This window comes from Acidovorax sp. HDW3, from assembly GCF_011303755.1.
Taxonomy (GTDB): Bacteria; Pseudomonadota; Gammaproteobacteria; order Burkholderiales; family Burkholderiaceae_C; genus Paenacidovorax.
On sequence record NZ_CP049885.1, the window covers coordinates 2,259,731 to 2,278,085 of the forward strand.

The 18,355-nt window shown below is 64.5% G+C and carries 23 protein-coding genes; all 23 read right to left on the reverse strand.

Features of this window, described 5'->3' with window-relative positions:
- Position 1 precedes the first annotated feature (1 nt).
- The 23 genes from G7045_RS10370 to G7045_RS10480 all read right to left on the reverse strand — a co-directional run bounded on the left by G7045_RS10370 (position 2) and on the right by G7045_RS10480 (position 18,355).
- Positions 2-1,105, reverse strand: a complete 1,104-nt coding sequence (locus G7045_RS10370; protein ID WP_166159565.1) for a contractile injection system protein, VgrG/Pvc8 family — start codon at positions 1,103-1,105, stop codon at positions 2-4.
- Positions 1,105-1,557, reverse strand: coding sequence for a phage tail protein (locus G7045_RS10375; RefSeq protein ID WP_166159566.1), 453 nt, complete (start codon positions 1,555-1,557; stop codon positions 1,105-1,107). Before G7045_RS10375 ends, G7045_RS10370 begins: the two co-directional genes overlap by 1 nt.
- 21 nt (positions 1,558-1,578) lie before the next feature.
- Positions 1,579-4,206: a phage tail protein gene (locus G7045_RS10380; RefSeq protein ID WP_166159567.1), complete on the reverse strand. Its 2,628-nt coding sequence runs from the start codon at positions 4,204-4,206 to the stop codon at positions 1,579-1,581.
- Between the two features lie 27 nt (positions 4,207-4,233).
- The gene (locus G7045_RS10385) at positions 4,234-4,482 is read right to left on the reverse strand and encodes a hypothetical protein (protein ID WP_166159568.1); all 249 of its coding nucleotides are present in this window, start codon (positions 4,480-4,482) and stop codon (positions 4,234-4,236) included.
- A gap of 72 nt (positions 4,483-4,554) precedes the next feature.
- Positions 4,555-4,683, reverse strand: coding sequence for a GpE family phage tail protein (locus G7045_RS10390; protein WP_166159569.1), 129 nt, complete (start codon positions 4,681-4,683; stop codon positions 4,555-4,557).
- Positions 4,684-4,691: 8 nt separating this feature from the next.
- Positions 4,692-5,027, reverse strand: coding sequence for a phage tail assembly protein (locus G7045_RS10395; RefSeq protein ID WP_205737185.1), 336 nt, complete (start codon positions 5,025-5,027; stop codon positions 4,692-4,694).
- Positions 5,028-5,089: 62 nt separating this feature from the next.
- Positions 5,090-5,599, reverse strand: a complete 510-nt coding sequence (locus tag G7045_RS10400; RefSeq protein ID WP_166159570.1) for a phage major tail tube protein — start codon at positions 5,597-5,599, stop codon at positions 5,090-5,092.
- Between the two features lie 24 nt (positions 5,600-5,623).
- A complete protein-coding gene (locus tag G7045_RS10405; RefSeq protein ID WP_166159571.1) occupies positions 5,624-6,817 on the reverse strand; it encodes a phage tail sheath protein in 1,194 nt (397 codons plus the stop codon).
- Between the two features lie 36 nt (positions 6,818-6,853).
- On the reverse strand, positions 6,854-7,096 hold the full coding sequence (locus G7045_RS10410) for a pseudouridine synthase (RefSeq protein ID WP_166159572.1): 243 nt from the start codon (positions 7,094-7,096) through the stop codon (positions 6,854-6,856).
- Positions 7,093-7,599, reverse strand: coding sequence for a hypothetical protein (locus tag G7045_RS10415; RefSeq protein ID WP_166159573.1), 507 nt, complete (start codon positions 7,597-7,599; stop codon positions 7,093-7,095). The genes G7045_RS10410 and G7045_RS10415 overlap by 4 nt, the downstream gene beginning before the upstream one ends.
- Positions 7,600-7,608: 9 nt before the next feature.
- The gene (locus tag G7045_RS10420; RefSeq protein ID WP_166159574.1) at positions 7,609-8,319 is read right to left on the reverse strand and encodes a hypothetical protein; all 711 of its coding nucleotides are present in this window, start codon (positions 8,317-8,319) and stop codon (positions 7,609-7,611) included.
- Positions 8,316-9,338 carry a hypothetical protein gene (locus G7045_RS10425; RefSeq protein WP_166155512.1) on the reverse strand — a complete coding sequence of 341 codons (1,023 nt, stop codon included), beginning with the start codon at positions 9,336-9,338 and terminating at the stop codon, positions 8,316-8,318. The genes G7045_RS10420 and G7045_RS10425 overlap by 4 nt, the downstream gene beginning before the upstream one ends.
- 14 nt (positions 9,339-9,352) lie before the next feature.
- Positions 9,353-12,610, reverse strand: coding sequence for a DUF4815 domain-containing protein (locus G7045_RS10430; protein WP_166159575.1), 3,258 nt, complete (start codon positions 12,608-12,610; stop codon positions 9,353-9,355).
- Positions 12,611-12,636: 26 nt separating this feature from the next.
- The gene (locus G7045_RS10435; RefSeq protein WP_166159576.1) at positions 12,637-13,122 is read right to left on the reverse strand and encodes a hypothetical protein; all 486 of its coding nucleotides are present in this window, start codon (positions 13,120-13,122) and stop codon (positions 12,637-12,639) included.
- A 5-nt stretch (positions 13,123-13,127) separates the two neighbouring features.
- Positions 13,128-14,054 carry a phage tail protein gene (locus G7045_RS10440; protein ID WP_240919209.1) on the reverse strand — a complete coding sequence of 309 codons (927 nt, stop codon included), beginning with the start codon at positions 14,052-14,054 and terminating at the stop codon, positions 13,128-13,130.
- On the reverse strand, positions 14,054-14,905 hold the full coding sequence (locus tag G7045_RS10445; protein WP_166159578.1) for a baseplate J/gp47 family protein: 852 nt from the start codon (positions 14,903-14,905) through the stop codon (positions 14,054-14,056). The genes G7045_RS10440 and G7045_RS10445 overlap by 1 nt, the downstream gene beginning before the upstream one ends.
- Complete coding sequence (locus tag G7045_RS10450) at positions 14,902-15,255, reverse strand: GPW/gp25 family protein (RefSeq protein ID WP_166159579.1); 354 nt, start codon at positions 15,253-15,255, stop codon at positions 14,902-14,904. Before G7045_RS10450 ends, G7045_RS10445 begins: the two co-directional genes overlap by 4 nt.
- The gene (locus G7045_RS10455) at positions 15,252-15,851 is read right to left on the reverse strand and encodes a phage baseplate assembly protein V (RefSeq protein WP_166159580.1); all 600 of its coding nucleotides are present in this window, start codon (positions 15,849-15,851) and stop codon (positions 15,252-15,254) included. The genes G7045_RS10450 and G7045_RS10455 overlap by 4 nt, the downstream gene beginning before the upstream one ends.
- Before the next feature lie 82 nt (positions 15,852-15,933).
- On the reverse strand, positions 15,934-16,581 hold the full coding sequence (locus G7045_RS10460; RefSeq protein ID WP_166159581.1) for a phage virion morphogenesis protein: 648 nt from the start codon (positions 16,579-16,581) through the stop codon (positions 15,934-15,936).
- Complete coding sequence (locus G7045_RS10465) at positions 16,578-17,069, reverse strand: phage tail protein (protein ID WP_166159582.1); 492 nt, start codon at positions 17,067-17,069, stop codon at positions 16,578-16,580. The genes G7045_RS10460 and G7045_RS10465 overlap by 4 nt, the downstream gene beginning before the upstream one ends.
- Positions 17,053-17,592, reverse strand: coding sequence for a DUF2514 family protein (locus tag G7045_RS10470; RefSeq protein WP_166159583.1), 540 nt, complete (start codon positions 17,590-17,592; stop codon positions 17,053-17,055). Before G7045_RS10470 ends, G7045_RS10465 begins: the two co-directional genes overlap by 17 nt.
- Positions 17,589-18,116, reverse strand: coding sequence for a glycoside hydrolase family protein (locus G7045_RS10475; RefSeq protein WP_166159584.1), 528 nt, complete (start codon positions 18,114-18,116; stop codon positions 17,589-17,591). The genes G7045_RS10470 and G7045_RS10475 overlap by 4 nt, the downstream gene beginning before the upstream one ends.
- Positions 18,113-18,355 carry a hypothetical protein gene (locus G7045_RS10480; RefSeq protein WP_166159585.1) on the reverse strand — a complete coding sequence of 81 codons (243 nt, stop codon included), beginning with the start codon at positions 18,353-18,355 and terminating at the stop codon, positions 18,113-18,115. The genes G7045_RS10475 and G7045_RS10480 overlap by 4 nt, the downstream gene beginning before the upstream one ends.

Consider the following 18,355-nt stretch of genomic DNA (forward strand, 5'->3'; position numbering starts at 1 on the left):
ACTAATCGGTGTTGCCCGCGTCGCTGCCGGTGCTGCTGCCATCCCCGCTGTCGTCGCTTTCCTTGTCGTCCTTTCCGTCCTTGTCACCCTTTCCCCCGCGCGTCTCCAGTTCGAGCGTGCTGGTAAAGCCGCCGTCTCCCAGTTCGTGCGTGACTTTTTTGAGCAGCCAGGGCGTGGCGTCGATCTCGGGCTTGAAGCCGCGCAGCGTGATGGGCGTTTGCGGCATGAGCAGGGGCTGGCCCAGGGCCATGGTCAGCTCCATGGTGGCCTTGCCGCGCTTGACGCGGCCCATCTCGGCGCGGGCGGCGGCCAGGGCGTCGGCCTCGCTGCCGTAGGTGTCCTTGAGGCGCTTTTCGTTCTCCTCGGTGCCCACCAGGGCGCTTTGCTTTTCGGCCTTGCCTTTGTCGTGCCAGTGCGCGCGCACGCCGCTGTAGGCGTCGCGCTCGGCGCTGTGGTAGCGGTGCTGGTCGCCGTCTGCGCGGGTGAGCAGCCAGCCATCGAGCGCCTGGCCGGCGGCATTCTTGCTGCCGTTGATGGGCAGGAACGCCAGGCGCCCTTTTTTCACCGTGCATACCGCGTCGTGCTGGCGCGCCAGGCGGCTTAAAAAGTGCAGGTCGCTCTCGTGCGTCTGGTCAACGTGCTCTACCTTCACGCCGTCAAGGCTGGCGTCCACCTTGGCCTGGAGCTTGTTGCGCGCGGCCACCTCGCGCACGATGGCGCCCAGCGTGGTGTCGTGGTAGCTGTGCTCGGCGCGCGAGCGCAGCTTGCGCTTGATGTCGGCGGCGCGCGCTTTGATGCTGATTTTGTCTGGCGCGCCGCTGTGCTCCACCTCATCGACCGTGTAGCTGCCCTTGTCCACCATGCCCCAGCCGGCCCAGCCCAGGCGCAGCTCGATGGTTTGGCCCTTGCTTGGCAGGGCCATGCAGCCGTCGCTGTCGTCAAGCACCAGGTCGAGCTGGTCGGCCTCTTCACCACGCGATTCGGCCAGGCTCAGGCTGATCAGGCGCGATTCAACGGTGCGCGTAATGCTGCGCCCGGCCACCAGCAGCTCAAACGTGGGCTGGTGGCTGGGGTACTCGGCCTGGGTGTGGAGTTTGCCCGCCATTACAGCCACCACTCCCACCAGTCTTCCTCGCCCGTGCCGCCGCCGGGGTCGGTGCCGCCGGCGGCGTCGCTCAGGGCCGCGTCCACGCGCTGCAGCTGCAGCTCGAATTCGATGCGCCGGGGCCGGCCATCGGGCACGAACAGGGTGGCCGTCTCTTGCAGGCTCTCGATCACGTAGGCGCCAAAAATGTCGCCCGCGCCCGATACCAGCGCAAACGCGTTTCCTCTGCCAGCCATGTCGCGCAGCTGCGCCAGACTGGTGGCCGTGCCGCGAAACTCGGGCGCGAGCACGCCCGAGAGCGTGATGGTGTCGTCGCCCGCGCCCAGGTACTGGCGCGCAGGCATGGCGCCCACGCGCGACTGGCTGGGGTGGCGCCAGGCGCTGGCGCGGCGCAGGCTCTCAAACGCGAGGGTGTCGAGCCCGAATACAAATTGGCCCAGTGCCATGAGCATGGTGGGGTGTCCTTTGGTGCGTCAGTCAATGTCCGACAGCTGTGAGAGCACGCGCGAGCGCCCGCGCTGCTCGCGCTTGTCCAGCTCCTGCGCCACGGCCCGCGCCAGGGCGCGTTCGTCCATGCCGGGTGCGGCGTTGATGGTGATTTGGTAGCTGCTGCCCCCCGCTGGCGCCATGGCGGCGCTGGCCGCGCCGGCCTGGCCGCTGCCTTGGGCTGCGGCACCGGCCAGGGGCGCAGGCATTGGCATACCCCCCATGGCCGGCGTGGCCACGCCCGCAGCCACCCCGGCAATGGCCAGCGCGGCGGCGCGCACGCCGGCCTGGCCGCCTTCCATGCCCAGGGCGGCGCCCTGGGCAATCCAGCCGCCGTATTCCATGAACACGCGCGATGGGCTGTTGATACCCAGTTTTTCTTTGAACGTGGCGGCTACCTCGTCGGCCATGCTGCCCACGCGCTCGCGCAGCGCTGCCCAGCCGCTGCCCAGGCCGTTGACCAGGCCCTGCACAATGTCGGCCCCAGCGCTGGCCATGCGCCCGGCCAGGGCCTGCATGTCTTGCCACAGGGCCATGGCCCCGCCTTTGATGTCTTGCCAGCGGGTGTAGAGCAGGTAGGCCGCCGTGCTCAGCAGCGTAATGGCCAGGCCCAGCGGCGTGGCCAGCAAAAACTGCCCCAGCATGAGCAGCGCCCGCCCTGCTGCCAGCAGCATGGGCACGGCTGCGCGCCAGGCGCTGGCCAGCATGGGCCCCAGGCGCGCGAGCAGCGGCCCCAGCCCGGCCTTGACCCAGGCCCACGCGCCGGCAATGGCCGCGCCCATGCGTGCCCACAGGCCCAGGCCAGCGCTTGCGCCCTGTGCTGCAGCGCCGGCGCCAAACAGGCCCAGGCCTATTTTGCTGAGCACCCAGCGCAGCAGCGCGCCCTTGGCCAGCAAGATGCCCAGCGGTATCAGCAGCGCGCCTACGGTGGTCATCAACCCGGCAATGCCAGCAGCGGTGTAGCCAATGGCGGCAGTGACGCCGGGGTTGGCCTTGGCAAAGTTGCTCAGGCCCTCTACCACGTCGGTGACGACTTCGAGCAGCTTGACGTAGCCTGGCAGCACGGCGGCGCCCAGGCGTTCGTACAGGTCGTTTTTGCGGGCGCTCAGGTCGCGTTCTGCACCGCTGGCTGTGCCTTTGGCGCGTTGGTGCAGGGTATCGACGTTGTCTGCAGAGGCGTTGAGTTTGTACGCCTTGTCGATCATCTGCCGCTGTTGGTACATGGTGGCAAAAAGGGCGGCAGCGGTGCGGTTGCTGAATATGCCGCCCATGGCATCGAGCACTTCTTTTTCGCCGGTAATGCCTTTTGCCGCCAGGGCCGGTACCAGAACGGTGTTGAGCCATTCGTACTGGCTGCGCTGGAACACCTCCCCGCCCTTGAGCGCGCCCACGCCCAGCTGTGAAATTTGCCCCACCTTGTCGTGCTTGACTTTGCTCGGGTCGGCAATCAGCCCCAGGCTGTCGAGCATTTGCGCGGCGCGTTTTGTGGTGCGGCCTTGGTAGAGGTTTTGGTACGCGCTCATCATGCCCGTGCCCACCCTGTCGCCGCCCATTTCTTGCACCAGCGGTTCGAGGCGGTAGAAGAATTCTTTCTCGCTCAGTCCCTTGGCGGCCACGCCGCCGGTTTTGATCAGGTGCAGCCAGTCTTCAGCGCCCACGCGCCCGCCGGTGGCCGTAATGACTTGCTGCACCAGGTTGCCGTTGCGCTCAAAGTCTTCGCGGTTGTTGGCGCCGTTGCGCATTTCGATGACTTTCATCATGTCCATGAACTTGCGCTCATTGTCGGCAGCGTGCTCCTGGCCAAACACCACCTCGTTGGCAGCTTTCATTTTTGCCAAGAATGGCAGGGCGTCTTTGGCGTGGTGCGTGTCGTTGAAGACGGTCACGGCGTCGCGCATGAGCTGCAAGTTGTCGAGCGTGCTGGTGCCGTAGCTCTTGAAGTCGCGCGCGAATGCTATGGCTTCGTCGGCCTGCTCTTTTTGCAGCCCCAGGGCGCGAATGCGCACCTCTTCCATGGCTGCGCTCTTGCCTTGCTCCATGGGCCCATGCGCACCGGCCTGCAGGGCGTTGCGCCCGGCCCAGTAGGCGCCGGCGCCGGTGGCCGTCATGCCCATGCCGCGCTGCTGGGCGCGCTGCAGGGCCTGGCTGGCTTTTGCAGCGTGGCGCATGGCCGCTTCTTGCCTGGCCACGGCGGCGTTGGTGCGCTCTATGGCGGCGCCCAGGTTGCGCTGTGTTTCTGCGGTGTTGCTGATGCCCAAGGTGGTGAGCTGGCGGCGCAGGGCCTGCACGGCTTGCCGCTGGGCGCGCCATGCCTGGCTGGCTTTGTCCACCGCTTTTTGCTGGGCGGCCATGTCTTTGGCGCTGGCCTGGCCAGCGGCGCCCATGGCCTGGAGCTGCTGCTTCAGCTCGCGCAGTTTTTTGGCTGCATCGCCCAGCGCCTGGCGCCTGGAGCCCATATTGTCCAGGGTGCGCTGCTGCTCGTTCAGCCGCTTGAGCTGCGCCTGGGTGTCTTTGAGCGCCTGCGCGGCTTTGCCGCTGCCTTGGGTGATGCGCTGCAGCGGCGCCAGGGCGCGGTCTTTGAGCTCGATGAGCAGGCGCATTCGCATGTCAGCCATGGCGCACCCCCATGGCGGCGCGCGCGGCTACGGCAGGGGTAGGCGTTGGCGCCGCTGCTGCTGTTCTTTTTGCACCTGCAGGCGCAATGCTTCGCATTCTTGCAGCAGGGCCATGGTGTCGTCGTACTCCTGCTGGGCCTGGCGCTGCGCGGGTGCGCTCAGGGCGTTGGCGGCCTGGCGCGCAAGCTGGGCGGCGGTCAGTAGCCAGCCTGCCAGTACCAGCAGGGCCAGTATCAGCAGCGCAATGATGGCGGCGTTGGTGAGGAGGGCGGTCATGGTGCTGCATGGTAGCGCTGGCGGTGGGGCTTGTGTTGGGCGGCGGGTGTTGGGCGGCTGGCGTTGGCGGGCTCAGTCGGCGCTGGCGTGCAGCTGCTGGTGGCGCTCTACGGCCAGGGCGCGCCAGTGCATGAGCTCGCCCAGCTCCATGGCGTCCATGGCGCTGGGCGGCCAGTGAAAGAGGATGGCCAGGTCGGCCATGGCCTCTTCTACTCGGCCTGGGATGCCGTGACTGCTTTGGGTACCAAAAAACCGGTTACCTCCACGGCGCAGGCCAGCAGGTCTGCCGGGTCCATGGCGTCCACTTCGTGGCGCAAGATGCTGGGCTCGGTAATGCGCGGCAGCACGGCGGCAACGGTGTCGGCTTTCATTTGCAGCAGCTCTGTCAGGGCCAGGCCGCGCAGGTCTGCGGTGCGCGGGCGCAAGATGGCAAGGGTTTCAATGCGCTGGGCACCGCGCACGATGGGTTCTTGCAGCTGCACGCTGGCGCGGGCGCGGGCGGGGGCTTCGGTCATGGTGGTGGTGGCTTCGGTGGCTTGTTTCATGGTGGTGGTGTGGTGGTGGTGTGGTTTGGGTGGGTTGCCGGGGCCGGGCCCCTGCGCGGGCGTTAAATGCCCAGGGCGGCGCGCACTTGCGCCAGGCGGTCGATGCCGCCGACGACTTCAATGAAGTTGACGGGGTCGATTTCGAGCAGCACTTCGCCGTTGATGGAGAGCTTGTAGTAGCTGACGGCTGCCTTGTACTTGATCTCGGTTTTGTCGCCGGCCTTGGCTTTGCCGGCGTCGATTTCCGTAAAGCGCCCGCGCATGACGACTTCGAGCGCGTCCACGCCTTCGCTGTCGTCGCCCTGCAGGGCGCCGGCAAAGCGCAGCAGTACGCCGTCGTGGCGCATGGTGCCCCATGTGGTGAAAAGGTCTTTCATGTAGCCGGCGGCGGTGAGCTCGGCCTCGATGGCTTCCATGCCGAAGTCGAGCTGCACCTCGCCGTTCATGCCGCCGGCGCGGTACTTTTCCATTTTGCGGGTGAGCTTGGGCAGGCCCACTTCGGGCATTTCGCCGACGTAGTTGTTGCCATCAATGAAGGTGGCAAAGTTTTTGAGGGAGCGGGGCAGTCCCATGGGGTTCTCCTTTGGTGGTTTGGGTTACTGGCCGGTGCCTACGCGCAGGGCGAAGTCGGCAAAATAGCGGTCGGTGATGCGCTGGCGAAAGCTCAGGTCTTCGAGCGGCGGGATGGGGGTGTAGTCGTAGTCGAGCACGAGCTTGCCGCTTTTGAGGGTGGCGGTTTCATTCACGCTTTCGTCGTACCAGGCTTTTCCGTCGAGGATGCAGCCCAGCGCCTTGAGCTCGCGGAACTTGGCGTTGATGCCTTCGAGGATGTCCTTGACCAGGCTGGGGTGCATGGGTTTGTCGATGGCCCAAAAGTGCGACTCGGCCATGGTGTCTGCCAGCACCTGCGCGGTGCGCACGGCCGACTCGAAGCGAAAGAGTTCGTCGGTGGAGCAGGTGCGCGAGCCCCAGAAGCGGTGTCCCTGGCTTTGGATCAGGGTGGTGATGCTGTTCTGGTTGAGCAGGCCGGCGTCGGTATCGGGGCTTTGCAAGTCCCAGTGCACGTCGCGCGAGATGCCCAGCACGCCCGACAGTGGCACGTTCGAGAGCGTTTTGTGCCAGCCCTGCTCTTGGTCGATTTTTGCGCGCAGGCCCATGGCGTATGCCACTGGCGAGACGGTTTGCACGCTCGCGCTGCGCACGTCAAAGGCTTTCCAGCCCGGCCAGATCAGCATGAGCTCGCGCTGGCCAAAGTTGTCGCGGTAGGCCTGTGCTTCGCTTACGTTGTCGCCAATTGCGGCGCAGTATGCAAAGCCGCGCAGTTTGATGGCGACGGATGCCAGCGCGTCTGCCACGGGCTGGCTGTCGAGCCCTGGCGCGCCGATGATGCGCGGCTTGACTCCGAGCTGGCTTTGCGCCGCCAGCAGCGCTTGAATGCCGGTGTACTGGCTGCCCACGGTGGTACCGATGACTTTGGCGTCCTGGTCAACGATTTTTTCGGCTTCGTCTGCGCCTTCGCCGTCCGGGACGCGCACGATGACGATCACCGGGCGGCACTGCTCTTTGATGGCCGCCAGCGCCGGGGCGAGTGTGCCCTTGGTGCCGGCCTTGCCCAGGGCGGCATCCACTTTGGTTACGAGCACGGGTTTGTTCAGCGGGAAGGTTGCCGCGTCGGCATCGCTGCCTGTGGCCACCAGGCCAATGATGGCGGTGGAGACGATGCGAATGGCGTTGATGCCGTCGCTGACTTCGTTGACGCGAATGCCGTGGTGAAAGGGTGCTACTGCCATGGTGATGATCTCCAGTGGTTTGGTGCGGTTGTGGTGTCAGTTGCGCAGCTGCGGCGGCGCCTGCAGGCGCCGGCATTCGCTCTCGTACGCCTGGCGGCAGTGCTCTGGCTGCCAAAAGAAAAGCAGGTCAATTGCGCCCGCAGTCCAGCCCCAGTAGGGCTGGCCTTTCTCACGCATTCGGTGGGCGCGACTCGACAGCGTTTCGTCGGGCTCGCCGTTCAGGAGCACGTTCACGAGCTGGTCGATGGCAATCAAGAGGCGGGCGATCCAGGAATTCATACCTGCACCCCGTATGCATGACTAAACAAGTCATTCAGGTCTTGAGGAGAAAGAGACAGCAGCGCAGCCATGGCTTGCATAGATGCGCTTTGGCGCTCCCAGGTGATAGCCCGTTGATAGCCAATCTTCACCGCGTACTTTTGCGCCGGATCGTGGATGGATTCGATGGCATCCAAGATGTCTTGCTCAGTAACGCCCTTGATTGCATACAGCGCGACCAATCCCTGTGCTGGGGTGCAGGACTGTGGGACTCTGGCGGCAAGCTCTTGCTCCGTCAGCTCGACGACTCCCCACACCTGTCGCCACACGCCGCCATCATCCCGTGCAGGCTCGCCTTCTACCGCCTTGTGCGTGGCTGCATCATATTCAGGCGTTGGCTCCGGATGAATGAAGGCGTACTCTTCAAAATCACCTTCAAATTGGTCTGGAAATATCGTGTGCGGATACTTTTGGCGCAGCTGCTCCAGATTGACTGCTTCCATGGTAGTGGTATTGATATGCATTTTATTCTCCTATGGCAGGATGCTTCCCAAGCGCGTGCCTGTGTTTATCCATGTGATTTTGTTGTTGCCTTCCACTGAAATGCTTGTGGAGCCAGGAAACGGATTACCTGGATCGTAACTAGAATAATTACCGCCGTATGAACCGTAAAGGCCATAGCCCCCCTGCGCACCCCATGTGTTGCCACCACTGCCGCCACTGCCCCCATTCGCCCAAGGTCTTGTATGTCCGCCAATAATCGAGCCGTTGTATTGTCCGTATGTACCTGAACTCCCTGGTTGCGCATTGATGATATTTAGACTGGATACGGACTCAAAGCCGTGGCCCATGCCACCTGAGCCACCAATCCCAAATACTTCACCTCCTGATGAGTAGCGTACCCAGCATGTGGCGCCACTACCACCACATCCGCCAGCGCCAGAAATAATTCCTAAATTATTGATTGTGCAATTTACAAATGTATATAGGGCGGAAATTGGACTTAGTTGGCTGCTTGAACCAATCCTCGTTGCTGCACTAATATCAATATGCAACCCTCCGGGATATGCGTTATTGTGTATATTTAATACATTTACCAGCGGCGCTGTGATATTTACGCGCAACTTTTTTGTTTTATCCCACCCCTGAGCAATAGCCAGTGCCCAGATATTTGGGGCGGCCACATTCGTGGCGATATTCAATACAAACTCATTGCTCGCCGCCATCATCATGCGTCGGCTCATAATCCGAATCCTGTCAATGCAGAAACATACCAGCCTCCCAGCGATCGGCGCTTGAAGAAAAGCACATGGCACTTGCTTGTGGTGAATTGAGGGGCTATCCCATTTGACCAATAGCAATCTGCGGGCAGTGTGATGGTGCCGCTGATGTGGGCTATCTCCAGGGAGATTTCACAATCTGCTCCAGCCGGGACGTTGCTGAATGCGAACGTGGTGTTGGCGTTAACCCAGCATGAGAAAGTGCCGCCCACGGACAAATCCATGGTCTTTGCGCCGCCGTCCTGCCCCAGGTTTGTCACGCTGCCAAGGCGGTGGAGTTTGTTAAATTCGCTATGGGTGTGGTTGTTGATAGCAGCCGTCGTCGCGGCTTGCGACATGGGGTAGCCGGTGGAGCCACCCTCGGACTGCGCGATATTGTTTGTATGCAAGAGTGTGGCAGGCGCACCCCATGCGCCGTCGTTAAGTACGCGCACTTTCAAGACAGGTGTTGAATTGCCCATCCCCGATGAAATCTGCGTGGCGTAGGCGCCCATGTGATAGCCAATCTGCAGCACTCCAGAGTACGACTGTAGATTGGACTCATCAGCGGTTGAGTAGGAACAAGTACTGCTAGACCCAAGCGCATTTTCCTGCGCGCTACTCAGTATCTGGGTCGGCCCGCCCAACCCGAAATCACCAACCTTAAGCACCCGCCCTGCGGTTGTATCTAAGGGTGAAGTTGTGACATTGGCAGTAGCCGCTGTGCCAAGCCCCGCCACCTTGGCTTTGTCCGCGCTGCTGTAGTCATTGGCGCTCAGGCCCTTGCCCGCTACTTTGTCAACTTTGTCGGCGAGCGCAGTTGCGTTGGCGGCATTAATTCCTGCCAATTGCTCCTGGGCGCCGTGCACGGCGGCATCGATCATTTCGATGGCCGTTCTCAGGCGCGGTACGTCATCCTCGTGGCAGTTGTCGATGTGCGGCAGCGGAATGGACAGCTGCTGCGTGCGCTGGTCTATGGGGTGTCCCGGGGTGGTGGTTGGCATGGCGGTTCCTTGGGTTACAGCACCACGACGCGCAAGTTGCGCACGCTGGGGCGGGCTGCGGTGTTGCCGCTCAGGCTCATGCGCACACGCAATCGATCGGCGGTGAAGCCGTCCAGCTCGTGCTGTATCTCGCGCACGCCCGCCGTCGCTGCGCTCGATGTCAGGTAAGGCACTTCGACCCATGCGGCGCCTTCGGCACTGCCTTGGCAGTGCACATGCACGGCGGCGCCTGCAGGTATTTCCGCATCAAAGATGACGCGCACGCGGCTGTTGGCTCCCGCCGTGACCATGGGCGTGATGTAGTTGCCTGCTGCCTGCAGTGCGCCCGCGATCAGCTGCACACCCGGGTGCAGTACGGCGGCCATGCCGGCATTGGTGCGCAGGCGTGCACGCACCTGCACGGCGCCGGTGTAGGGCGCGCCCAGCCAGATCACTTGCCCATCGGCCACGCGCACGGTTTGCCCGCCCGTGCCCGGAAACTCCAGCTCGAACACCATGGATGCGCCGGGGGCCGGGCTGTCGGCGTAGCCCATGACCATGAGGTCGGTCGCGCCAACTACGTTTGCGCTGCCCAGGTCGATGACGCGTTCTGCTGATGTGTAGTCCGCAGCCAACAGGCGAAACGTTAGATCCCGGTCTTGGTGTGGCGTCCAGGTGCTGGCGTTGGAGCTCGATAGCAGCACGCCCACCTGGTACGGCTGGCTGGTGACCCAGCGGGCGCTGTCGATGTCTGCGGCCCCCAGCTCGGCAATGGAGACGGCGGTGTCGGGGTCGTTGCAAATGAGTACCAGCGCATATTCGCGCCCGGCGGCCAGCAAAATGGGCGGCCATGTGATGCGGGTGTAGCCATTGGCTACCATGTCCTGTGCGCGCACGGTTTGCTGTACCAGCACCTCGCTCGATGGGATGCCCACCAGCGTCTCACGCACCTGCACGATGACGTCGCCGGCGGCCTTGGTAAAGCGCACATCTACCCCTGCAATCTGGCCGGCAGCGTCCAGACTGAAGGTTTGCGCCAGCGGATCGAGCCCCAAAACGAATGCCCAGCGCGAGCTGCAAGCCGATTCCTGGGGCTTTGAGTTTCCGTTGTTGCTGCCTGGCCCAACGACGTAGCCTCCGCCGCTGGACACGGGTGCGTCATAGCGATTCCATTGCTCGGTGGTGACGTTTTGCTTTTTTTGCAGGATGGCTGTGCCTTGCCCGGTGAAGAACTGCACGCCGGTGCTGCCGCCAGTGCCTGCAAACGTGACTTCCTTTGTTCCGGCCGGCACGCTCGCCGGTACGCGAAACCGGCCCGAGAGCTTGCCTTGTGCGTCGGCAATCAGGGTGCCGCCTGGCAGTGCCTGCGGGGCTACGCCAATGCCATCGAAGGTGACGGATGCCAGCTGCTCTGCGGGCGCAAAGCCCGCCAGGTCAAAGCGCACGTCGATTTGGCGCAGGTGCTCGATGTTGGTGCTGGTCTCTCCGATCAGCTGCACACTGGTGCTCGATCCTGCATAGCTGGTGAGGCTGCCATATCCGCTGTAGAGCCGATTGGTGATGGCCGATGCCCATTGCGTGGTGATGTCCGTCCAGCGATCCACGTCAGGTGTGAGCACCACGCTCGCAGGCAGCACCCGAAACGACTGGTAGGGGTTGATGGGCATGGCGCCGGTGCGCAGGCTTTGCTGCACCACCACTTTGTAGCCGTGGGCCACGCTTTGGATCATGGTGATGGCCTGGCCGACCTCATGCACGGCGACGGCCAGCGGCAGGCGCAGCGCACCGCCGACGATGGCCCCCGTCTGCGCCACGCCCGCATCGCGCATGGCGTCTGAAATGAAGGGGTCGGCAAACAAGCCTTTGCGCACACCCGCGTGCCGGCCACTGACGTCCACGGCCAGGCGCAGCTCGGCCTGGTCTTCCATGATGCGGTCGATGCGGCTGGCGTAGCTGGCAATCTCTGGCATTTGCACCACGCGCACGCCGTCTTGCACCACACGGCTGTGGCCATCCCAGCTTTGGTAGACGCTGGCGAGCAGCAGCAACCCCGGCGGCACTGTCGGCGGCGCTGCGGCCCATTCTGCAGAAATACCCTTGACCCACTTCGGCGTTCCGCCCGCGTCCATGCACAGGCGGTCGATGCGCTTGAGCTGCTGCTGGTAGGTGACCAAGATGATCGTTCCCGCCAGGGCCCCTGCCACGGTGAAGCCTCCGTGGTCTACGTCGGTCGGATTGGCATTGGATACGTATTTGTACGTGGCCTGGTAGGTGCTGCCCGGTGCGGGTTCAGGGCCTGCGGCGCTCCAGTCCACCTGGCCGGCTGTGAGTTTGCAGACGACCCCAATGGGGAAGTGGGTAGCGCCTTGCTTGACGCTTTCAAGCTCGACCACGCTGGCGTCTGGTAGTGGGTCGGCGGCGCCTTCAAAGCCGCCGTGCACCACGTCAACCGTTTTGCGGGCGGTGATGCGTACCTGGGGCACGCCAAAGGCCGGTGCGCGGTCGAGATTAACGCGTTGCGCGGCCTCGGTGGCGCTCAGGTGCGGCTCGCTGTCGATCAGTTTGATGTCTGCCGCCGTGGCGTACACCACGCGGCGGGAGCTGCGCTGCTCCATCCCGTAACCGGTCACGCGGGCGCGCCCTTCGGCAATGGTGTACACCTGCTCGCCGGTGGCCATGTCTGGCGCCCGCGCGACAGTCAGGCCCTCTACGATGTAGCTGCCGCCTGCGCTATCGCGGTCGTAGCGGGCCAGCGCCTGGGTGACGGCGTCGAGGTTGGGCGGCGGCTCTTTGCTGCGCACGTAGCCGTCTTCCACCTCCCAGACGGCAAAAAATCCCCCTGCTTGACCGTCTCCAGCGTATCCCCATGTGGGGGTGAGCTGGGTTCGCCAGGCCCCCGCTTCCTGATAGGCGGGTGTTCCTGTGGCGGGGTTGAGCAGGCTGGGATCGTCCAGCTCCGTGACGGTGCGACTGCGCAGATAGATGCCGACGTTGACGATGCCCACCGTGGGCACGGTGAATGCTCCCGGCGGCACGCCACGCACTGCACCGTGCAAATAAATGGCTCCAGCTTCGGCCTTTACGGCGCCTGTGTCGGCATTCACGGTAATGCGCGCGCCGCGCACCACATCACCGTCCTTGAACAGTGCATCGGTAATACCGCGCAGGCGGTGTGCCTGCATGGCCTGCATCTCGTTGAGCTCTGCAGACTGCAGTACCTTGTCTTGCCGAAAAGCAATGGACTCGAAGCTCTTTGCCGGGTCGAACCGGTTGTGGATGGTGGTGTTCGTCATGATCGGCGGTGTGGCAAGAGGGGGTATCAGAACGGCAGCACGAATTCCTGCACCTGGCGCGTGCTGGCACTGCGCACGAAGGCGACTACGCGCTCCATGGTGTAGAAGTCGCCGGGCTGTGCCACCTGGGCGGCGTCAAAGTAGCGCTGGCCGGCGGGCAGGCCGGCCTGCATGGCCCCGCCGATGAAGACGCCAATCTCGCGCACGGTCTCGCCGGCGGCGTCGGCGTAGTCGAACGTCCAGCGCGCGTGCAGCCATTTGCTGGGCTGGGCGCTGGCGGTGTAGCGGCTTCCGTCTGGCAACTCGATTTCTCCGCCGGCATGGGGCACGACGTATTGCACGGCGGTGACCAGGCGCCGGCCGATTTCATCGACCAGCGTGGTGGCGGTGGTGGGCTCTGGCTCTGGCGTGGCGTCCCATGCGGGCAGGCCGCGCCCGTAGGCCATGTAGAGCGGCTGGGCGGCGATGGCCTTGGCCAGGGCGATGCGCCCGCTGTCTTGCAGTGTTGCCATGGTGGTCAGGGTTCCTCGGTGGTGCGGTGTTGGAAATGCCCCCGCCACGGCCCGCCCCACAGCCCGCCCCAGCGGCGCGGGGGCATGATGGGGATTGGCGCTGTGCGGATGCTGGTGTGGGTGGCGCTGCACTTGGGTGCGGGTGCCGCCCAGGCGCAGGTGTATGCCTTGGTGCTGCTGTAGGCGCTTGCGCCGCCGTCTTGGCTGGGGGCGTTGCTGGCGGTGATGGCCAGTTCCATGATGCCGCCGCTCGTGGCACCCAGAACCCTGTTGTCCAGGCGCCAGGCATCCAGCACGGGCATGTCGGCGTAGCGGGCGATCGATACGCGCACGTCGGTGCGCGCCCCCAGGGGCCGGCCCACGGGGTAGACAGACAGGGTGCGGCCCGCGCGCAGGGCAAAGGATTCGACGACGCCGTCGCTGCCGGGTACGCCGCTGTAGCCGTCGAGCATTCCGGCGTCCAGCGCGGGGCCTTTGTCGAGGACGATGGGGCGTAGGTCATTGCCGTGGTACACGCGGTAGAAGTCCACGTGGGCAGGGATGCTCGCGAGCACCACTTTTGCGATGGCTGGCATTTGCTGTGCATTGACTGTGCGGCCCGGGTCAATGTGCAGCCAAGGGCCGATGTCCTCAATGGTGACGCCGTTGTATCCCAGCCAGGACATGGCGCGGCGCACGCTAGCTGCTGTGCCTCGCTCCATTAACCATGGTATTGCTGCCGCCAGCAGTTCTGCCGTGGTGGCGAAGTAGGGGGCGAACTGCGCCACCTGCCACTGCTGTGCCATCCATGGAAGCAGTGTGCTGTTTGTTGCAGTTGACGATGGGTCTGTCGTTGCAGCAAGCGTTTGCCAGCTGCGCGGGAATGTCGTATCCACCGCACGTTCTAATGCGGTCGATCCTGTTGGCAAGATGGCTCGCACGCTGCTGACCATTACACAGCGCCCGCATCAATGAGGTTCACCGCCCCCATGACTGGGTACTCCCCCACCCCGATGGCAGTGAGTTGCTGTGGTGCAGCAGCATCTGGCCAGTCCACGGCGTGCACGCCATTGACGTGCACGATTGTGGTGATCCAAGAGCGGGCGATGCTGCCCTGCAAAGTCCCGATGCTGTCAAATGCGCTCGCCAGTCTTGCCGTGAGCTGTTGCAGCAGGTCTGCTGGTGCGTTGCGCGTGCGCGTAATACGCGCCGTGATGTTGATGGGCTTTGGCTCAGCAACGGCGACTGACAGCTCTACTCCCAGTGTTTTTACGTTATCGACATTGAGTGCGTCTTCGACTTGCTGCCGCACTGCGCTCGCTTGCGTCTTGTCTGTCACCCACAGCATGACAAGCACGTGGCCCGGCTGTGGTTGACTTGCTGCAGCTGATCGCACCGTTGTTGATGCGTTCATGGCGTGGAGCTCGTAGTGTTCTTTTGTCCCTTGTGCGCCCAATGCTGCAATGCGCAGCTGCAGCCTTGTGCGCAGGCGATCGTCGCTCTCGCCTGGCATTCGCACGACGCCGAAGAGCGCTGCAAGATGGTCGAGGTCTGCGCCGGTGGCAAATGCCAGCAGGTGCGCGCGCGCAGCGTCGTTGACGCGGGCTCGAAAAAGCAGTTCCCGGTACGCGTGTGCTTCGAGCAGCTTGGTCAGCGGCTCGCTTTCAAGGTGGATGACGTCTGCCGCTGCAGGGTAGCGTGCAATCAGGTCAGCGCGGTGCGCGTCCAAAATGGTTTCAAAGTCGAGCGGCTCTACGACGCTTGGCGGCGCGAGGTTGCTCAGCTCTGGCACGGTGGTGCTCATGTGCTGGCTCCCTGGCTTGACACGTTGATGTTGAGTTTGAGCGGGGCGCGCTGGCTGTTGTTGTGGCTGCCAATGAGCGTGATTTGTGCTTTTCCTGGTGCCTGTGGGTCGCGGCTGATGCTGATGCGGGTGAGCCTGATGCGCGGCTCCCAGCGCATGAGTGCGCCGGCGATGGCTGCGTTGATGCGTACCCGCGTGGCCTGGTTGTCTGGCTGGTCGATGAGCGCTGGTACCAGGCTGCCGTAGCTGCGGCGCATGACGCGGCTCCCGATGGGGGTGCTCAAGATGTCGCCCACGCTTTGGCGCAGGTGCTCCAGCCCTTCAATTGAGCGGCCTGTGCTGCGGTTCACAGCGGACCTCCAGTGTTGCTGGTGCCGCTGCGCACGTCGCTGTGGCGGTGGCCGATGAGGCTGATACCGCCGGCGCGCACGTCTGGCCCGGCGGTGACGCCGCTGCCGTCCACGGTGAGCCATCCGCCGCCGGCGCTCAGGGTGATGCGCCCGGGCTGCATTTGCACGCTGGTGCCGTCTGCCAGGCGCACGCTGATGTTTTGCTCGATGGTGATGCTCAGGGCGCCGGTGGCGCTGTCGTGGCTTGCGCTTTCGGTGTCGCTCAGGTCCAGGCGCGCGGTGGTGGCGCTGTCGCTGCCTTGGGGCTTGGCGTCGCTGTAGATGCCGGGCAGGGCTACGGCGTTGGTGAGGTCACCGCCCGGGGCCATGACCATGGCCTGCTCGCCCACTACGGGCGGCCACCACTGGCTCCGGCCTTTGCCGCCGGCGCGTGCGGCTACCCAGGGTATCCAGGTGGTGGTGAGGTCTCCGGTTTTGATGCGGCAGCGCGCCGGGTGGCCGTGGCGCACCTGCACGACGGTGCCCACGCGCAGCATGTTTTCCATGCGGCGCACGATTTCGTACGGGCTTTCGGTTTGCGCTGTCGGCTGGTGCATGGGCCAATGCTCAAGGATGGAGCGGCTTTTTGCACGCGCGGCGCGTTGTGGCTGCGCTGCCCAGTTTTGCGCGGAAGGCGCTTTACGCGCGCGCGAGGTGCGCTATCAGGAGCGCTTCGATCCTGGCTTTGTCTTGGGCGTTGATGCCCAGCAGTGCGCGCTCTTGGTAGTCGTACTCTGGCCCGCCGGGTTTGACGCGGTCGCGCAGGCCCAGGTGGTGCACGCGTGCGATGCGTTCGCTGCGCCCTTCGATTTGCACCACGGCCTGTTCTGCTCCGGCGCGCGCTTGCAGGCGGCGGGCGCTTGCCAGGCCGACCATCATGGCGTTGGCTTTTTTCTTGCGCGCTGTCTCGCTGCCGGCGCTGTACTTTGGGAGTAGGCGCTGCAGGATGCCTTTTTTTGCGATGGTGCGCAGGCCGCCGGCCTCTTTGTCGTAGCCGGTGATGTTGCCTTTGCTGCTTTTTTGGTAGCTGCTCATTTCCAGCTCGCGCACGTGGCCGTCGCGGGCTTTGTAGAGCACGCGCAGTGGGCGCGGCGCTTTGCGGGCGGTTTTGCGGGCGGCCCAGGCTTGGCCTTCTGGGCCGCGCTGTGCGCGCATTCGCTGTTGGTTGCTTTGGCGCAGCGCGCGCGCAATTTCCAGGCCCAGGCTGCGCCGCGCGGTGGGCTGGAGCTGGCCCGTGAGCGGGGTGAGCCAGTGCGCGAGCTGTTCGATGTTGAGGTATGCGCTCATCGCGGGTCGTGATCCCAGGTGCCCACGAGCTGGTCGTGCACCCAAAATTCCCAGCGCTCGGGTTTGTCGCCCCAGGTGACGGGCGGCGGTTCGTCTTTGTGGATGAGCTGCAGCGCCCCGGCGGCGCTGTGGTGCGGGCGGCTGAGGACGGCTTCTGTCAGCTCGATGCTGATGGCGATGTCGGCGGTTTCTGTGCTTAAAAATTCAGCGTCGAAGTGGACTGCTTTTTCGCGTTTGTCTGGGTTGTCGAAGATGTCGCTTTGGTGGCGCCTTGCCCACAGCAGCAGCGGCGCCATGATGGCGTCGATGTGGCCGGCGTAGTCGAGCACGAGGATGGTGAGGGTGTAGCGGTATTCAAAGCTGAGGGTGCGCGTGCCGGTGTTGTGCACGCTGGCCCCGAGGATGAACATGTTCAGGCGCTCGGGATCGCGCGCGAGTTCGGGCAGGGCGGCGGTGAGCGCCGCGCGCAGGCTATTGGGTTTGAGCATGGCGCGCGGCTTGCATCATTTCACGGGCGCTGTCGTACTGGCGCTCGCAGGCGGCGCCGCGCTCGCGGGCGTCGTCAGCTGCTTGCGCCAGTTCTCCCGCTCTGCTGTCAGCGCGCTCGAACAGCTCGGCCAGCAGTAGCGCGGCTTGATGCCCTGGCGCGCTTGCGGGTTCAGCGCTGCCAGCGCTGGCGGCGCCGGCGCTGCGCTGGCTGTCAAGGTAGGCGGCGAGGTCTGCGCGCAGGCGCTGGCCAGCAGCGCGAGCGTGGTCAGCGTCGCGGCGCGCAGCGTCGAGCGCTGCTTGTGCGCGCGCGCCTTGGGCTTGGGTGTCTTCACGGTGTTTTTCCTCCAGGGTGCGGTAGCGGCGCTCGGCTGCGCGCGCTGCCTCAGCAGCAGCGGCGTGTTCTTGCGCTTGCTCGGTTTTGGTTTTTGCGTTGGCGGTGCGCTCTTGCGCCAGGCGGGTGTTTTGCCAGGCGGCCAGGGCGGCGAGCAGGGCGCAGGCAGCGAGCAGCAGGCGCGCTGTCATGGCGTTTGCCCTTGCACCACGGCGCTGCAGGCGCTGTGCCGGGCCTGCTGGCGTGTCCAGACGCCGGCGCAGCGGCGGTTGCCGGGGGTGCTGCAGTCGTAGCCGGCAGCGTATTTGTAGCGCAGGTAGGCGCCGCAGGCGCCTTGGTAGTCGCCCTGGTTGTACAGGCGGGCCATGCTTGATTTTTGCCAGGCGCTGCAGCCGTATTGCCCTGCAAAGTCCACGGCTTGGGCGAATTCTGTGGGGTGCATGGGCGTGTCGCCCAGGCTGGTGCGCACGCAGGCGCCGTAGCGGTTTTCGAGCTCGTGCTGGGCCAGCTCGGCGGCGCGCTGGCGGCTGATGGGCGCATCCGATAGGCGCACGCGGCGCCCGTCTTCGTATTGCGTGGCGCCGTGGCCTATGGTGGGCACGTCCCCTTGCGTTGGGATGTAGGCGCTGCCGCTGTAGCCCTCCCAGGCGATCCAGCTGGCGAGGATGGCTGCGCCCACGTGCAGCAGGCGCGCGGGGATGCGCTCTGCGCTCATGCCTTGCCTTCTGGGGTGTTTGTGCCTGGGCCTGCCTTGCGATCGGCGCGGTCTTGGGCTTCGTTGCGCCACTTCCAGGCCAGGTACAGCAGTTGCACCAGCACGTAGGTAATGGTCAAGGCGGTGGCGGTGGACGTCAGTGTCCAGCCGTTGGCGGCGGCGTGGCTCATGACGGTGACGGGGGGCGCGGCTTTGGCGCTTTCTACGGCAATGGTGCGGGCGATGGTTTCTTTGTCCAT

Coding starts and splice junctions, on each gene's coding strand:
- G7045_RS10370 (WP_166159565.1), bottom strand. CDS start 1,105: ATGGCGGGCAAACTCCACACCCAGGCCGAGTACCCCAGCCACCAGCCC.
- G7045_RS10375 (WP_166159566.1), bottom strand. CDS start 1,557: ATGCTCATGGCACTGGGCCAATTTGTATTCGGGCTCGACACCCTCGCG.
- G7045_RS10380 (WP_166159567.1), bottom strand. CDS start 4,206: ATGGCTGACATGCGAATGCGCCTGCTCATCGAGCTCAAAGACCGCGCC.
- G7045_RS10385 (WP_166159568.1), bottom strand. CDS start 4,482: ATGACCGCCCTCCTCACCAACGCCGCCATCATTGCGCTGCTGATACTG.
- G7045_RS10390 (WP_166159569.1), bottom strand. CDS start 4,683: ATGGCCGACCTGGCCATCCTCTTTCACTGGCCGCCCAGCGCCATGGAC.
- G7045_RS10395 (WP_205737185.1), bottom strand. CDS start 5,027: ATGAAACAAGCCACCGAAGCCACCACCACCATGACCGAAGCCCCCGCC.
- G7045_RS10400 (WP_166159570.1), bottom strand. CDS start 5,599: ATGGGACTGCCCCGCTCCCTCAAAAACTTTGCCACCTTCATTGATGGC.
- G7045_RS10405 (WP_166159571.1), bottom strand. CDS start 6,817: ATGGCAGTAGCACCCTTTCACCACGGCATTCGCGTCAACGAAGTCAGC.
- G7045_RS10410 (WP_166159572.1), bottom strand. CDS start 7,096: ATGAATTCCTGGATCGCCCGCCTCTTGATTGCCATCGACCAGCTCGTG.
- G7045_RS10415 (WP_166159573.1), bottom strand. CDS start 7,599: ATGCATATCAATACCACTACCATGGAAGCAGTCAATCTGGAGCAGCTG.
- G7045_RS10420 (WP_166159574.1), bottom strand. CDS start 8,319: ATGAGCCGACGCATGATGATGGCGGCGAGCAATGAGTTTGTATTGAAT.
- G7045_RS10425 (WP_166155512.1), bottom strand. CDS start 9,338: ATGCCAACCACCACCCCGGGACACCCCATAGACCAGCGCACGCAGCAG.
- G7045_RS10430 (WP_166159575.1), bottom strand. CDS start 12,610: ATGACGAACACCACCATCCACAACCGGTTCGACCCGGCAAAGAGCTTC.
- G7045_RS10435 (WP_166159576.1), bottom strand. CDS start 13,122: ATGGCAACACTGCAAGACAGCGGGCGCATCGCCCTGGCCAAGGCCATC.
- G7045_RS10440 (WP_240919209.1), bottom strand. CDS start 14,054: ATGGTCAGCAGCGTGCGAGCCATCTTGCCAACAGGATCGACCGCATTA.
- G7045_RS10445 (WP_166159578.1), bottom strand. CDS start 14,905: ATGAGCACCACCGTGCCAGAGCTGAGCAACCTCGCGCCGCCAAGCGTC.
- G7045_RS10455 (WP_166159580.1), bottom strand. CDS start 15,851: ATGCACCAGCCGACAGCGCAAACCGAAAGCCCGTACGAAATCGTGCGC.
- G7045_RS10460 (WP_166159581.1), bottom strand. CDS start 16,581: ATGAGCGCATACCTCAACATCGAACAGCTCGCGCACTGGCTCACCCCG.
- G7045_RS10465 (WP_166159582.1), bottom strand. CDS start 17,069: ATGCTCAAACCCAATAGCCTGCGCGCGGCGCTCACCGCCGCCCTGCCC.
- G7045_RS10470 (WP_166159583.1), bottom strand. CDS start 17,592: ATGACAGCGCGCCTGCTGCTCGCTGCCTGCGCCCTGCTCGCCGCCCTG.
- G7045_RS10475 (WP_166159584.1), bottom strand. CDS start 18,116: ATGAGCGCAGAGCGCATCCCCGCGCGCCTGCTGCACGTGGGCGCAGCC.
- G7045_RS10480 (WP_166159585.1), bottom strand. CDS start 18,355: ATGGACAAAGAAACCATCGCCCGCACCATTGCCGTAGAAAGCGCCAAA.